This window comes from bacterium (assembly GCA_040755755.1).
Lineage (GTDB): Bacteria > SZUA-182 > SZUA-182 > DTGQ01 > DTGQ01 > DTGQ01.
The window spans coordinates 233,013-245,815 of record JBFLZW010000001.1 but is presented as its reverse complement, the minus strand read 5'-3'; the positions used below and the strand labels follow the sequence as shown (position 1 = coordinate 245,815).

The following is a 12,803-nucleotide window of genomic DNA, read 5'->3' as shown; positions in this document are numbered from 1 at the left end:
GCAATCCCTCCATATATCATCCTTCCCGCTCTTGATACTTCTCACCGATATATTCCCAATATTCCCGTGAAATTCCTATTTCGTTGCTTATGGTTAATAACCATAGTAAAATAAAGATGAAAGCTGAGCGCACTACAGGGGAATTACTCGACCAGTTAGGATTGGCGATGAGATCGCATGCGGTATTGGGTGGGGGGCAAAAAAGCAGCCCCACCCTACCTGTGGTCGATGCCTTTCTCATGGGGGATAGCCCTCCTCCACTCCCTCGCCCCCCTTTGGGGGGAGAGGGCTGGGGTGAGGGGCCTTTTGGTAAGTAGTGCCAAGTTAATGATATTGAGAAGCAGTAATCCCGTATTAACTGACAGGAGCTGAGCTTATGAAATCACTGAGCTTAAAAAACAGGGAGAATCGCCCGAAGTTAAGCTATCGGGATTATGTGCTGTTTCCTGATAATGGGAAACGGCATGAGATAATCGATGGAGATCATTTCATGAGCCCTTCACCAAGCACCCGGCATCAGCGGATTTCAAGAAATCTGGCAATAATAATTGCATCCTTCTTAAGGGAACAGGAACTGGGCGAGCTCTTTTATGCTCCCTGTGATGTTATTCTGTCCGATCACGATATCGTGGTACCTGATCTGATTTATGTTTCAAATCAAAATAAGGGTATTATTACCGAAGATAACATCCAGGGGCCACCCGATCTCATCGTGGAGATTCTTTCACCCTCTACCAGAAGTTATGACCAGGTGTTGAAGAAGGATCTGTATGAAGCTTTCGGGGTGAAGGAATACTGGATAATTGATCCTGATAAAGAGACGGTAGAGATATACCGGCTATCGGCAGGGAGATTTCCTGGTTCTGAGATCCATTCCCGCAGCCAGGTGTTGAAGGCAGGAATTATTCCCGGCCTTGAGATTCCTCTGGATAAGGTGTTTTCCCCTGCCGGAAGATAGCACATATCTTTCGCTCAATTAAACGGAATCTGCTAGATATTTTATTGGAAGAATAATATAATTAGAGAGCTGATGTTTTTTCTCCCCGGTGGTTCATTTTTTCGGTGAATGGAGTGATTGCCGATGGGGGTGTTGCCGTATGAAATGCCCATATTGTAAATCCGCGGAAAGTAAAGTTCTGGATTCCCGGGACAGTGAAGGGGGGTTGTCGATACGCAGGAGGAGGGAATGCCTTGGCTGTAATCGAAGATTTACCACCTACGAGCGGCTGGAAGAGATTCCCTGTATGGTGATAAAAAAGGATAACCGCCGGGAGCCTTTTGACCGGAACAAGTTGCTGAACGGATTAATTAAAGCTTGTGAAAAAAGGCCGATAAGTCTTTATGTTCTGGAAGGATTCGTGAACCGGATCGAGGAGAAGGTTCAGGACTTGAGCGGCAAGGAGATCAAAAGTAATGACCTTGGAGAAATGGTCATGGATTGGTTATACAACCTGGATGAGATTGCTTATGTCCGGTTTGCCTCAGTATACCGGCAATTTAAGGATATCAAGCAATTCATGAGCGAGCTTCAGGAAATCTCAAACAACCGGATTTCGGAAGTCAAATAGCCAGTAAATTACCTCCAGGGAGCAAGGCTCCTGGAAGATAAGGAAGACAATAGGGAGCAACAATCATGAAGGTTCGAGCTCATCTGTTCATTTCAGGGATGGTGCAGGGAGTATTTTTCCGGTCCTCAACCAAATCCGAGGCCAGCCGGTTAGGTGTAAAAGGATGGGTGCGGAACCTGAGTGACGGCAGCGTGGAAGTTGTGGCCGAAGGGGAAAAGGCGGATGTCGAGAGACTGGTTGCCTGGTGCCATCGCGGTCCTGTTGGAGCGCATGTGAGGAAGGTTGACATTCAATGGGAAAATTACAGCGGTGACTATTCCTCATTCTCGATTGCTTATTAGGCACACGTTGTCCGATACCGAAGGCAACAACAGGCCGCAGTTACCGGTTCAGGCTCCCGGTAAATGCCTCGTGCCCTCATCACCTCGCTCAAACCTGGCGACGCTCCCGTGAGCAAAGAATCATGGGTAGTGAAAATAGTATTTGACAAGAGTCTGTAAGCCATGATATAAATTACTGCTATCAAGCAAGCCGGGCGGGTAGCTCAGCGGGGGAGCATCGGCCTTACAAGCCGGGGGTCACAGGTTCGAATCCTGTTCCGCCCATATTTGGACTCTGTGCCGGGAGCCCAGAGGAAAAAATTAAAAAAAACGGGGTCGTAGTTCAGTTTGGTTAGAACGCCGGCCTGTCACGCCGGAGGTCGCGAGTTCGAGCCTCGTCGGCCCCGCCATAAAAAGCAAGGGGTTAGGTCATACGATCTAACCCCTTATTTTGTTCTATCCACTTATGCCCTTATCTCTCTATGCATTTGTGCCTGAGTAGTTGTTACTTTTTACAGTTTGAAATATGGCCTCCTAGAGTTTCATGGCCGCATTTAAAAATTTCTAAAATTTTACCTATATGCTTATCGCAGTGTTCAATTCCGATATTATAAAATAAAGCACATGAAGTTATTATTAAATCAGCAGCGGGAACGCTCACACCTGCACTTCGACATTTCTTTGTTAATTCACGGGCAAAATTCCACACTTCTTTCGTCATAGGGAGAGAGGTTATTACATTTTCCAATTCAGTTAATTTTCTCTTTTCGTAATCCCCTTTCGCACCGTTCCAAAGCTCTATGGCAACCATATCACACCATACGGCAAGACCATTGATCAACATCATTCTCACCCGTTCGCGAATATCTGTTCTTCCATTATTTCGCAAAGCTTCAATCCAACTGGACGTATCTATCAGTATTACTTCTCTTTGTTCCATTTATCATCTTCACGCATTTCTTCAAGATCATCCTGGGTCATGAATTCTTTGAAAGTACCCAGAATTTCGGCAACCCTTGAAAGCCGTTGTCTTCGGTTATAGTCTTTAATGGCATATACAACGGCTTCCCGTTTAGTCTTAGCTCCGGTGTGTTTGAGCACTTCCATTAACTCATCATCTGGAATATCAATTGTAGTTTTCATAATTATATGATAGCTATTAATTGGATTCCGTTCAAGTACTTTTTAGCATCCATAATCGAGGATTATGTGAAAACTCCACATAATCAAATAAAAGCTTCATAATTCCAGTTTGGTATTTCTCCCGCTAACCCCTTTATTGTTTCGAATTGTGTAGAGGGGTACAGTTAATTACGTAGAATACAGGATCATCGAATCTGTTCATAGCCGTTTGCAGTAGAGAAAATTGGTTATGACAGGCCCGCCTCTATAGCAGCCGATATGCTTTTTCAGGCGCTGCGTATAGCCTGAAAATTGTATTAAAAAATGCCCCTAATAAGTGCTAAAAGAGTAAAAAAATAGCGAAGAAATAGCGTTAATTCTTCGATCAATAATATAGACATGTTTTTCTCTACTTCCTGTAGGCAGCCGGTCAATGTCCTCCTGCATTGACCGGCTATTTTATTGTCACATGAAATAACTTAACTCTTGTCCTTGTCATGCCCATGATCCCTCCCAATATGGATAATCTCATCGATTTATGGCAATTTGTCCGACAAATGTATAAAAGCGAGACCAAGGCGATAAAAGTGCTATATTTAATAATATGTTATTTTAATATGAGGTTGTATATGGAAACCAAGTTATCTGACCGTTTATCCACCGGCATCAGGGGACTCGATGAAATCCTCGAGGGGGGCCTGATTCCTCAGCGTGCCTATCTGGTACGGGGTGGGCCGGGGAATGGCAAGACTACCCTGGGCCTGTATTTCCTCACTGCAGGTGTGCAGCAGGGGGAAAAAGTGTTATTCATCACCCTGGGCGAGCCGGAACCCCAGATCCGCAAGAATGCGCAAGTTATGGGCTTTAACCTGGAAAATGTCAATTTCCTGGACCTGAGCCCTCAGCCGGAATTCTTTGCCAAAGTGGAGGCCTACGACATTTTCTCCCCCGCCGAGGTGGAGCGGGTACCTACTACCCAGGTTATTATCGACAGCATTGAAAAGCTCAAGCCCCAGAGGATCTTTGTGGATGCCATAACTCAATTCCGGTATCTGACCGCCGATCCGTTTCAGTTTCGGAAACAGGTGCTCTCTTTCCTGCGATTTCTCATTGATAACGGAGCTACCGTACTTCTTACCTCCGAGGGCAGTGTTCAGGCCCCTGACGATGATCTGCAGTTCATCAGTGATGGTGTTATTACCCTGGCCTTCGAACAAGGGGCCAGGACTGTCAGCGTGACCAAATTTCGCGGCTCCGGCTTTCGCTCCGGCCGCCATACCCTGAAGCTGACTGACCGGGGGATAGAGGTCTTTCCGATCCTTTTACCCGAAAAGTATATCCGGGAGTTCACTGCCGGGACCGTCCCTTCGGGGGTGCCGGAACTGGACGAGATGCTGCACGGCGGGCTGGAGCGGGGCACGAGTACCCTGATCAGCGGCCCAAGCGGGGTGGGGAAAACCACTCTCGGCCTTCAATTCATGAAGGAGGCTGCCGGAAGAGGCGAGCGGTCGATGATCTATGTCTTTGGAGAGGAGATGCTGGCAACGATCATCTATCGCAGCGAGTCAGTCAATATCCCGGTGCGGTCCATGATCGAGCATGGTACGCTTTCGATAGTCAGGATAGAGCCGCTGAAGGTAACACCTCATGAATTCGCCTCTCTGGTGCGTCGCGAAGTGGAGGAGATGAAAACCCAACTGGTCATGGTCGACAGTATCGGCGGCTACTGCATTTCCCTTCATGGTGAGAATCTGGCTGATAACATCCATGCTCTTGAGAAGTACCTGGTGAATATGGGTGTCACCCTCCTTCTGATTGACGAGATGAAAAATATAACCGGCGAGTTCCAGGTCAGCGAAGGCAGTATCAGTTATCTGGTGGACAATGTTCTCTTTCTGCGCTACCTGGAGATCGATGGAGAGCTTCGCAAGGCTATTGGAGTGCTGAAAAAGAGGGTCAGCGACTTTGAAAAGAGGCTGCGGGAATTCGAGATCACCCGCTATGGGATCAAGGTAGGCAAACCCCTGACCGGTTTGCGTAATATTTTGAGCGGAACCCCGGAATGGGTGAAACCGCCAGAAGAGAAGGGCTGAGGGATGGAGGATAAACCTCTGATCATGGCTGTGGACCACAACCCCCGCAACCTTGAGCTGCTCAGCCAGTTCCTGGCAAAAGAGGGCTATCGGGTCACGGGAGTAAGCGCCCTGGAGGAATTGGACACAATCCTCGACCGGGGGGAAGTCCTGGACCTGGTGCTGCTCGACCTGGCCGGTTACGACCGGAACATCTGGGACCGGTGCGAGCGGTTGCGAAAATCCTCGATTCCTTTTCTGATCATCTCTCCCGGAACAAGCCACGCCCTCCAGCAGGAGAGCCTGAGCCACGGCGCACGGGGAGTACTGACCAAGCCCCTGGTGGTTAAGGAACTGCTGACCCTGATCCGCAGCCTGGTCGGACGGTGATCATGGACCGGATACTTCTTTTTATGGAAAACAGGGAGAACCGCCGCCTTCTGGCCGGGTTGCTCAGCAGGGAATATGAGGTGATTTTAGCCGAGGAGAAGGAGGAATTAAGCAGCCCTTTTGATCTCGGCATTCTGGACGGCCTTTCCCTTGACCGGTTCTGGAACCAGGTGCAGGCCAGGAGAGATTCCGAGCAGCCGGTCTATCTGCCCTTTCTGCTGCTCACCTCCCGGCCCGATGTGGGAATGATCACCCGGCACCTGTGGCGCACGGTGGATGAATTGATCCTGATGCCTATTATTCCAATAGAGCTGCGGGCACGGGTAGAGATTCTGCTGCGGGCGCGCAGACTCTCCCAGGAGGTAGAGCGCAGGTATTATGCGCTGGCCGAGAACAGCCCGTCCGGCATCTTCATCGCCCAGGATGATCTCCTGGTTTATGCCAATCCCATCTTCAGGGAAACCGTTGGCCGATCCTCCGGAGAAGTGACTGAGCTGTGTTTCGTGGATTTGGTCCATCCCGATGACCGGGAAATGGTGCGTGCCTACTTGAATGACCTGAAAGCAGGAAAAGCAGCACCAAGGTGCTGTGAGATACGCCTTGTAATCCCCGGTGGATATGGACCCCGATGGGTGGACCTGTGGGGTGCTTCCATTCCCTTTCGCGGGAAGCCCGCTTTCCTGGGAATTACTCTGGATATCACTGAGCGAAAGCAGACAGAGGAGGAACTGGAGCGATATCGGGGTCATCTCGAAGAAATGGTCAGGGAGCGTACCGGCCAGTTGACCAGAGCCAACGAACAGCTCAGGCAGGAGATAGCCGAGCGCGGGAGGGCTGAAGAGGCAGCCGAATCCGCCTCCACCCAGCTCAATCAGATATTCGATGCCTCAGGCGATGGAATGTGTGTGCTCGATCGAGAGCTTCGGGTGATCCGCTTTAACCGGACACTGGGTTTCATGCTTGGCCTGAGCAGCGAGGAAGCGGTGGGTAAAAGATGCTCCGACGTATTGAGCAGCATTCTCTGTGGAAGCCCTGACTGCCCGGTACCCAGGATTTTGGCTGGCGAGCAGCGTATCGAGTGTGATACCGAACTGACAGGCCGTGATGGGAGGAAAATTCCCTGCATCCTCACCGCCACTCCTCTGCGGCAATCCGATGGCCGGCTGATTGGCATAGTCATCAATTTCAAGGACATAACTGAGCGAAAAAGGATAGCGGAGGAACTCCAGAGAGCCCAGAGACTGGAATCTCTCGGCATTCTGGCTGGCGGCATTGCCCACGATTTCAACAATATCCTGACCGTCCTCAGCGGCAGCCTGTTTCTGGCCAAGCGGCATATTATGCCGGGAACCGAAGATTTTAAATTATTGACCAGAGTAGGAGACGCATCCTTGAATCAGGCCAAAAGGCTGACCCATCAATTACTCACCTTTGCCAGAGGCGGAGCGCCGATCAGGAAGACCACCTTTGTTCCCGGCCTGCTCAGGGACGCAGTCAACTTTTCCCTGAGCGGCTCCAGAATCAGGAGCGAATTCGTACTGCCGGAAGATTTATGGCTGGCAGAGATTGACGAGGACCAGATCAGCCAGGCAATCCATAACATCATAATCAATGCTGCCCAGGCTATGCCCAGAGGCGGGGTAATCAGGATACAGGCTGAAAATGTGACTGTCGGGCCGGAGGCCGGTTTGCCGCTCCAGGCGGGAAGATACGTAAAAGTTTCAATCATCGATCAGGGGCCAGGTATACCGGCTGAAATCCTGCCGAAGATATTCGATCCCTATTTTACCACCAAACCCGGCGGAAGCGGTCTCGGACTGGCGGTTGTCTATTCCGTAATGAAAAGACACCAGGGTCATGTCAGCGCAGAATCCCGTCCCGGAGCGGGAACAACCTTTTCTCTTTATCTGCCGGTACCGGAGGAAAAACCAGCAGTCGAAGAGCAGATCAGGGAGGAAATCAGCAGGAAGGCGAGGGAAGAGATTAGAAAAAAGAGACTGCAACCCGGCCAGGGAAGGATCCTGCTCATGGATGATGAGCAAAGCATGAGGGATGTTGCCGGTAATATACTCAGTTTTCTTGGCTATGAGGTGGAATTTGCCATCGAGGGGGAGGAAGCGGTAAGGCTTTACCGGAAAGCCCTGGAGTCCGGGCAGCCCTTCGACTGCGTCATTCTGGACCTGACCATTGCCGGTGGCATGGGAGGCGATGAAGCTATCCGGATATTGCGGGAAATCGACCCCGGGGTCAAGGCCATCGTTTCAAGCGGATACTCCAATGCCCCCATCATGTCGGAATACAAAAAATATGGTTTCAAAGAAGTGGTTGCCAAGCCGTACGGAGCCGAGGAGCTGAGTGAGAAGCTGCACAGGGTGATGGGGGATGAGGGGAGGTAGTTCCAAAAACTTTTCTGCACGTTCAATTGGAGTAAGCAAGGCCCTCACCTAAGAGAAAAGCCTCAGCGACATAAAACATTGCATAATAGGCGCGAGATACGGCAAAATCGTAAAATCCCTGCTCTGCAAGCAATCTTGCGGCCCGAAGACTCTCTTGTGACTTTTGGAGAAGCGCAGTCTGCTCCACAGTCATACGGACACCCCCTCCCTGCGCACATTTAAAAGCAATGGGCTTTGCTCCATTGCATAACAATCAGCAGAGATAAAGGTGCAGGAAATTACAACATCATATCTCAACGAGAGCTCAGCCGTTATTTCGCCTGTTCTGGAGATCTCCCTTCCTGGACTTGCCAACTCTCTGAGGACTACCATGATATCAATATCTGACCCCGGTTCGGCGTCACCACGGGCCTGGGAACCAAAAAGTATCATCCGCACGAGTCGGTCACCATAAATCGCTTCAAAGTGCCGGTGTAACTCAGCCACGATGGTCTGAATTTCAGGGTTCATGAGTTACTCTCCACTTTCTCTAAAATCTTTCATACTGTTATTGAGGATAACAGGAAAAACTATGAAAGCCAAACACGGATTCAAATCCTGAGAAGGCTGAATATTTCCTTTCTCTTGTCTTCATCATCGAGTACTTCTTCAATGGTAAACCAGTAGTTCACTGCCTCTCGATTGGTCTTAAGGTCAACCATCGATTGCTGAGTCATGGATATACCCTGTAAGATAAGTATGGTAACTGAATCCGGATTCTCTTCTTTGGCTCGTCGCAGACTTTTGATTGCCGCTCCAAGTCTCTCCAAAACACCAGCCGTGTCTATTCCCCCTTTAATTTCAACAGCAGCTATGATTCTATCATTCTCATAGAATCCAACATCCGGCTCATCGGCAAAGGCTGCTATCCTCTTATCACTCAACACCACCCGTGGTGTATCATCTATTTCCGCTAAGACCCAGCCCTTCTCAAAGAGTCTGCGGCGGATGATACCTTTTATCGTGAGCTCCATTTTCTGGCCTTTCGCATTTTGCCAAGAACCTTGAGCTTGTGATCCTGCTGCCATTCCTCGCCAGAGATCGAATTCGCGCGCATCTATCTTCTCGTCCGACTCGACCAGATTACTGATAATTTTGTTTAAGTGTTTAGCTATAGCACAAGATGCTTCATAATCAGGAATACACCCATCCTCATGCCGCTTACTCGAAAGTCCAACCCTGTGCATAGATTTTTGGGAAACCATAGCCAGCATTCGATAATACCTGGTTGAACATGGTACATCTCTCAGAATTTGCGGATGAGCAAAGACCATGACGGGTTTAATTCCCCGATGGATTACCTTATTCCAGGCACCATCTGAAATTTCTATTTCCGCTTTGTTCCACGCCAGCTCTTCACCCATTATTTTGTCAAGCTGGTCAGCAATTTCCAGCAGTTCCCATTCATGAAGCTTTTGATGAAAGAATTCGCTTTTCGCTATCTGGTCCACTGACCATATCTGTTTTTCACTTGGCGGGGCCATTTTTACACCTTAACCTTCTGACCTGTATGGATTGGATTATTAACTCTATGGCTTTTTCCAGACAGTAATACTTTTCCGTAATGCCTGGCGGCCAAACCTCTCCATCTGCTGACTGCTGTTACCCTTTCTTTGGGGTAGAACATACACCGTAACCGGCTCAAACCCTAAATTCTCGGCCAGGCTGGTACTCAGTAAGTCAACAGGAATCACTTCACCCCCATACCTTACATTATCATTCACAAAGGCTACATGAGCTCCGCTTCGGCATGTGCGAAAAAGCTCCGCAAATACAAAGGTCAGTTCGGTGAAATACTGTTCTACCATACTGAGAACACCTTTATTATTCATATCCCCACGCTGCCACCTTGCCTGTAAGGCATCATTGATTTCAGTAAAAACAGGATGATTTTGAACAGTATTGAGGATCTTATCGTAATTATCTTGCTGGCCAAGAGACTGGTAGCATTTCTGCAATATGTTCAATTTTGAATGGCTTTCGACCGTACAGGAAAGCTGATTCTGCCGCAATTCCCGAATATCCTGGCCTCTTTGAAGATAAGCTATTTCCAGAGCGTAAATCCTTGTATAATCATAGCGGTTACAGTATGGTGGGGAAGTGATGACACCGGAAAATTGATCTGCCGCCAAGGCGGGCAAAACCGTTAAGGTGTTTCCCTGAATCAATTTTTGCTGGCTATCCTCCTGATGACTCTTTCTGGATTGGATCTGCTGGAATTTCTCTATATCCGATAAGATACCCTTCAACGACCGAAGAAGTGCCTCTTTCACTGATGGCAATGGCCCTTTATCTACCTTTTTAATAGGCTCTTTACCGAGAGAAATTTTCGTGTCATTCCGACTCCGGATTTTCTCGGAACGATAATCCCACCGTAAATATTGGCCATCTTTTCTGGTATAGCTCACCTCTCCGAGAATACTCGTTACGACAAGCCTGCAAAGTGTTCTGGCCGGATCGCTGATAGCCAGATTTTCAAACCATTGAGTATAAAACATGATGTCGTTTTCAGTTTCCGGCGGAAAGGCCGTCTCCGTGATGACAATATGAGGGAATTGCTCTGAGGCTTTGTTCGGCACACTTTGAGTAAGCTGCTGATAAACTTGTCTGAGCTCTTGAAGGTCATAATCCAGGACATGCGACTTAGCTTCCCAGGCGAGGTGGCAAAGCGGAAGTATCTCTATGCCAAAGGCGTTGATACCGAGAAATTTCGCTACCAGAAGAGTAGTGGCCGAACCGCTGAAGGGGTCCAGGATAGTGTCTCCTGGCTGTATTCCGAATCTGCGGATTAAAATTTCCACCAGTTGGGATGAGAAGCCTTCCTTATATTGAATCCATCCGTGGATAACCTCACCTTTATTGCCCTGGTAGCTAACCAGCTTACGGCTGAACTTATCAGTCTGTTTAAGGAGTGGAGCATATTTTCTTTCAAGGGCAATCCGCTCCTGCTGAGGACAAACGTTTTCGTGAGAAAACACCTCTTGTATTAGATCTGCCTGGTCTTTTTGCGGAATAATAAGTGGTAATTGAACCGGCATCAATCTCCTCCCTTTCCTATCCATCGGGCACAATCACAAGCTACCCCGCCAATGATGCCTCATGGAGCCGCTTCTGGACGAATTCCACCCCAATGGTTTTAATGAACCATCCTGCCCGCGGGCCATTCTCCTTATCGATAAGAGCAGTGTAAAAAGCCTGAAAGACTTCTTTAATCGATAAATCCTTCTCTTCCCTGGCCGCCTCGTAGAATGACCGGTGGATCTCTTCGGCGGATATATCGCCTCCCTGGGAAAGCATGGTGCTCAGCAGAGCGGACAGTTTTCCCAGCACCCTGCGCTGGTTGGAAGTAAGAGACTGAACCGATTGGGGGACAGCCCCGGCTACAGCGAAGCGGTACTCGGCAGGCGCAAAATGTTCCAGCCAGTTGAGAGCGTATTGGCAGCGCTCCTCAAGCTCTCTGGCTGTCGAATCGGGGATCTGATATCCACCCCGCTGGAGGATGGCGGAAACCCTGGAAGGATCGCCACCGGCAATCTGGACGATGTTGATCAGGTGATTGAAGGGGACTCCGATCGGTACAAAGCCGCTGGCCCGGGAAAGTTCCAGAGACCTCGGATCACGGTATTTGGCCTGTTCATTGTCCACCTCATCGAAGACATTCAGCAACTGGTTCACCGGATCAAAATTGATCCGCTGTTTGGGCTGAGCCTTGATGATCAGATAGCGAAGGATGTCCGCCGGGACTACCTTGAGCACGTCTTCAATGGCCACGACATTCCCCTTGCTGGAGGACATATCGCCCATGCCTTCAAGACGTATCCATTCATAGACAATCGGAAAAGGCGGCTCCTTGTGGAATACCCGCCGGGCAATCTCCTGGCCCGTATCATACGAGCCCCCTTTGCTGCCATGGTCCTTGCCCATGGGTTCGATATCCACCGCGAGGAAGCTCCAGCGGGCAGGCCAATCAACCCGCCAGGTCAGCTTGCCGTGGCCCTGAACCGGCATGGATCCCTGGCTGCCGCACTGCTGGCAGGAATAGCTCACCGGCCCTCTCTCCCTGTCCCAGCCGGTGACTCTGGTTTCAGCCATAGAGCCGCAGCTTTCACAGATCGGTACAAAGGGGGACCAGAATTCATCGATCTCCTTGCCGGTCAACCGGAAGAGAATATCGGCGATGGTGTCTCTGGCTTCGAGAGCTTGAAATATAACCTCGTTGTACTGGCCGGACTTATACAGCTCACTGGCGCGCAAAACCGTGAAATCGATCTTCAACTGGCTCATGGAGGCCAGGAAGGGCTCCAGAAAGTGCTCGGCATAGCTTGTGTGCCGATCGCAGGGGCAGGGAATATCACTCAGGGGGTGACCGATGAAATTCTGATACTTCTGCGGGTCCAAGAAGGGATAGACCTTGCGCAGGGGATCATAATCATCAGCCACATAGAGCAATTGCGCTTTCTTTCCCCGCTCCTGTAAAATGCGGTAAATCACATCTGCCGTTACCACTTCGCGCAGATTCCCGACATGAATTCGTCCGGAGGGAGTGATTCCGGTGACGATGCGGTAAACATGATCTTCCGCCCTGGGCTGAGCAAGAATCTGATTTACAACCTGATCTCCCCAATGCTGGCTTTTTCTTTCTGCCATCTAAATACTCCTGTATATTCTGTATATAAAATAAATTTATCGGCGATAAAGCTGTCTTTTGAGCTTGACCTTGTAAGCTGAATACAAGGCTTGGATATATATCGAGTCCAGGCAGCTTAAAACAACCAAAGCCATCTGGCCAGATATCGACGGTAACCAGCATGAGCCTGGCATGGCTGGCTGCAATAGGTCTATTCCTTCGGCTGGTTAAAACTCCTGGCAAGAACTCACCTGAAAAATATTTATTAT

At 49.3% G+C, this 12,803-nt stretch carries 14 protein-coding genes and 2 tRNA genes; 8 read left to right on the top strand and 8 right to left on the bottom strand.

What is annotated here, in order from left to right; genetic code table 11:
* Window positions 1-16: 16 nt before the first annotated feature.
* Window positions 17-241 (bottom strand): hypothetical protein, encoded by a 225-nt coding sequence (locus AB1611_01080; protein ID MEW6378177.1) that lies wholly within the window; start codon window positions 239-241, stop codon window positions 17-19.
* A 135-nt stretch (window positions 242-376) separates the two neighbouring features.
* Here AB1611_01080 and AB1611_01075 point away from each other — a divergent pair, with 135 nt between their 5' ends.
* The 5 genes from AB1611_01075 (at window position 377) to AB1611_01055 (ending at window position 2,298) form a co-directional block, all read left to right on the top strand.
* Complete coding sequence (locus tag AB1611_01075; GenBank protein MEW6378176.1) at window positions 377-958, top strand: Uma2 family endonuclease; 582 nt, start codon at window positions 377-379, stop codon at window positions 956-958.
* 139 nt (window positions 959-1,097) lie between these two features.
* A complete protein-coding gene (gene nrdR / locus AB1611_01070; protein ID MEW6378175.1) occupies window positions 1,098-1,568 on the top strand; it encodes a transcriptional regulator NrdR in 471 nt (156 codons plus the stop codon).
* Between the two features lie 65 nt (window positions 1,569-1,633).
* Entirely contained in the window at window positions 1,634-1,909 is a 276-nt protein-coding gene (locus AB1611_01065) for an acylphosphatase (protein ID MEW6378174.1), read from the top strand.
* 192 nt (window positions 1,910-2,101) lie between these two features.
* Window positions 2,102-2,173, top strand: a tRNA-Val gene (locus AB1611_01060).
* A 47-nt stretch (window positions 2,174-2,220) separates the two neighbouring features.
* Window positions 2,221-2,298: transfer RNA gene (locus AB1611_01055), tRNA-Asp, on the top strand.
* Between the two features lie 95 nt (window positions 2,299-2,393).
* Here AB1611_01055 and AB1611_01050 read toward each other — a convergent pair.
* The gene (locus tag AB1611_01050; protein MEW6378173.1) at window positions 2,394-2,828 is read right to left on the bottom strand and encodes a PIN domain-containing protein; all 435 of its coding nucleotides are present in this window, start codon (window positions 2,826-2,828) and stop codon (window positions 2,394-2,396) included.
* Entirely contained in the window at window positions 2,810-3,031 is a 222-nt protein-coding gene (locus AB1611_01045) for a type II toxin-antitoxin system VapB family antitoxin (GenBank protein ID MEW6378172.1), read from the bottom strand. Before AB1611_01045 ends, AB1611_01050 begins: the two co-directional genes overlap by 19 nt.
* Before the next feature lie 608 nt (window positions 3,032-3,639).
* On the opposite strand from AB1611_01045, the gene AB1611_01040 reads away from it, so the two are divergent.
* Genes AB1611_01040 through AB1611_01030 form a run of 3 tightly spaced genes read left to right on the top strand, consistent with a single transcriptional unit; the run spans window position 3,640 to window position 7,868 of the window.
* Complete coding sequence (locus tag AB1611_01040; protein ID MEW6378171.1) at window positions 3,640-5,103, top strand: ATPase domain-containing protein; 1,464 nt, start codon at window positions 3,640-3,642, stop codon at window positions 5,101-5,103.
* Window positions 5,104-5,106: 3 nt separating this feature from the next.
* Complete coding sequence (locus AB1611_01035; GenBank protein MEW6378170.1) at window positions 5,107-5,472, top strand: response regulator; 366 nt, start codon at window positions 5,107-5,109, stop codon at window positions 5,470-5,472.
* 2 nt (window positions 5,473-5,474) lie between these two features.
* Window positions 5,475-7,868 (top strand): PAS domain S-box protein, encoded by a 2,394-nt coding sequence (locus AB1611_01030; GenBank protein ID MEW6378169.1) that lies wholly within the window; start codon window positions 5,475-5,477, stop codon window positions 7,866-7,868.
* Between the two features lie 22 nt (window positions 7,869-7,890).
* Here the strand turns inward: AB1611_01030 and AB1611_01025 are convergent, their stop codons facing one another.
* The 5 genes from AB1611_01025 to lysS all read right to left on the bottom strand — a co-directional run bounded on the left by AB1611_01025 (window position 7,891) and on the right by lysS (window position 12,554).
* A complete protein-coding gene (locus AB1611_01025) occupies window positions 7,891-8,061 on the bottom strand; it encodes a HEPN domain-containing protein (protein ID MEW6378168.1) in 171 nt (56 codons plus the stop codon).
* Window positions 8,058-8,378, bottom strand: coding sequence for a nucleotidyltransferase domain-containing protein (locus tag AB1611_01020; GenBank protein MEW6378167.1), 321 nt, complete (start codon window positions 8,376-8,378; stop codon window positions 8,058-8,060). Before AB1611_01020 ends, AB1611_01025 begins: the two co-directional genes overlap by 4 nt.
* Window positions 8,379-8,458: 80 nt before the next feature.
* Window positions 8,459-9,391: an XcyI family restriction endonuclease gene (locus tag AB1611_01015; GenBank protein MEW6378166.1), complete on the bottom strand. Its 933-nt coding sequence runs from the start codon at window positions 9,389-9,391 to the stop codon at window positions 8,459-8,461.
* 45 nt (window positions 9,392-9,436) lie between these two features.
* Window positions 9,437-10,945, bottom strand: coding sequence for a DNA methyltransferase (locus AB1611_01010; GenBank protein ID MEW6378165.1), 1,509 nt, complete (start codon window positions 10,943-10,945; stop codon window positions 9,437-9,439).
* Between the two features lie 40 nt (window positions 10,946-10,985).
* Entirely contained in the window at window positions 10,986-12,554 is a 1,569-nt protein-coding gene (lysS, locus tag AB1611_01005; GenBank protein ID MEW6378164.1) for a lysine--tRNA ligase, read from the bottom strand.
* Window positions 12,555-12,803: the final 249 nt, after the last annotated feature.

Coding starts and splice junctions, on each gene's coding strand:
- AB1611_01075 (MEW6378176.1), top strand. CDS start 377: ATGAAATCACTGAGCTTAAAAAACAGGGAGAATCGCCCGAAGTTAAGC.
- AB1611_01020 (MEW6378167.1), bottom strand. CDS start 8,378: ATGAACCCTGAAATTCAGACCATCGTGGCTGAGTTACACCGGCACTTT.
- AB1611_01040 (MEW6378171.1), top strand. CDS start 3,640: ATGGAAACCAAGTTATCTGACCGTTTATCCACCGGCATCAGGGGACTC.
- AB1611_01030 (MEW6378169.1), top strand. CDS start 5,475: ATGGACCGGATACTTCTTTTTATGGAAAACAGGGAGAACCGCCGCCTT.
- AB1611_01080 (MEW6378177.1), bottom strand. CDS start 241: ATGAGAAAGGCATCGACCACAGGTAGGGTGGGGCTGCTTTTTTGCCCC.
- lysS (MEW6378164.1), bottom strand. CDS start 12,554: ATGGCAGAAAGAAAAAGCCAGCATTGGGGAGATCAGGTTGTAAATCAG.
- AB1611_01050 (MEW6378173.1), bottom strand. CDS start 2,828: ATGGAACAAAGAGAAGTAATACTGATAGATACGTCCAGTTGGATTGAA.
- nrdR (MEW6378175.1), top strand. CDS start 1,098: ATGAAATGCCCATATTGTAAATCCGCGGAAAGTAAAGTTCTGGATTCC.
- AB1611_01045 (MEW6378172.1), bottom strand. CDS start 3,031: ATGAAAACTACAATTGATATTCCAGATGATGAGTTAATGGAAGTGCTC.
- AB1611_01025 (MEW6378168.1), bottom strand. CDS start 8,061: ATGACTGTGGAGCAGACTGCGCTTCTCCAAAAGTCACAAGAGAGTCTT.
- AB1611_01010 (MEW6378165.1), bottom strand. CDS start 10,945: ATGCCGGTTCAATTACCACTTATTATTCCGCAAAAAGACCAGGCAGAT.
- AB1611_01015 (MEW6378166.1), bottom strand. CDS start 9,391: ATGGCCCCGCCAAGTGAAAAACAGATATGGTCAGTGGACCAGATAGCG.
- AB1611_01035 (MEW6378170.1), top strand. CDS start 5,107: ATGGAGGATAAACCTCTGATCATGGCTGTGGACCACAACCCCCGCAAC.
- AB1611_01065 (MEW6378174.1), top strand. CDS start 1,634: ATGAAGGTTCGAGCTCATCTGTTCATTTCAGGGATGGTGCAGGGAGTA.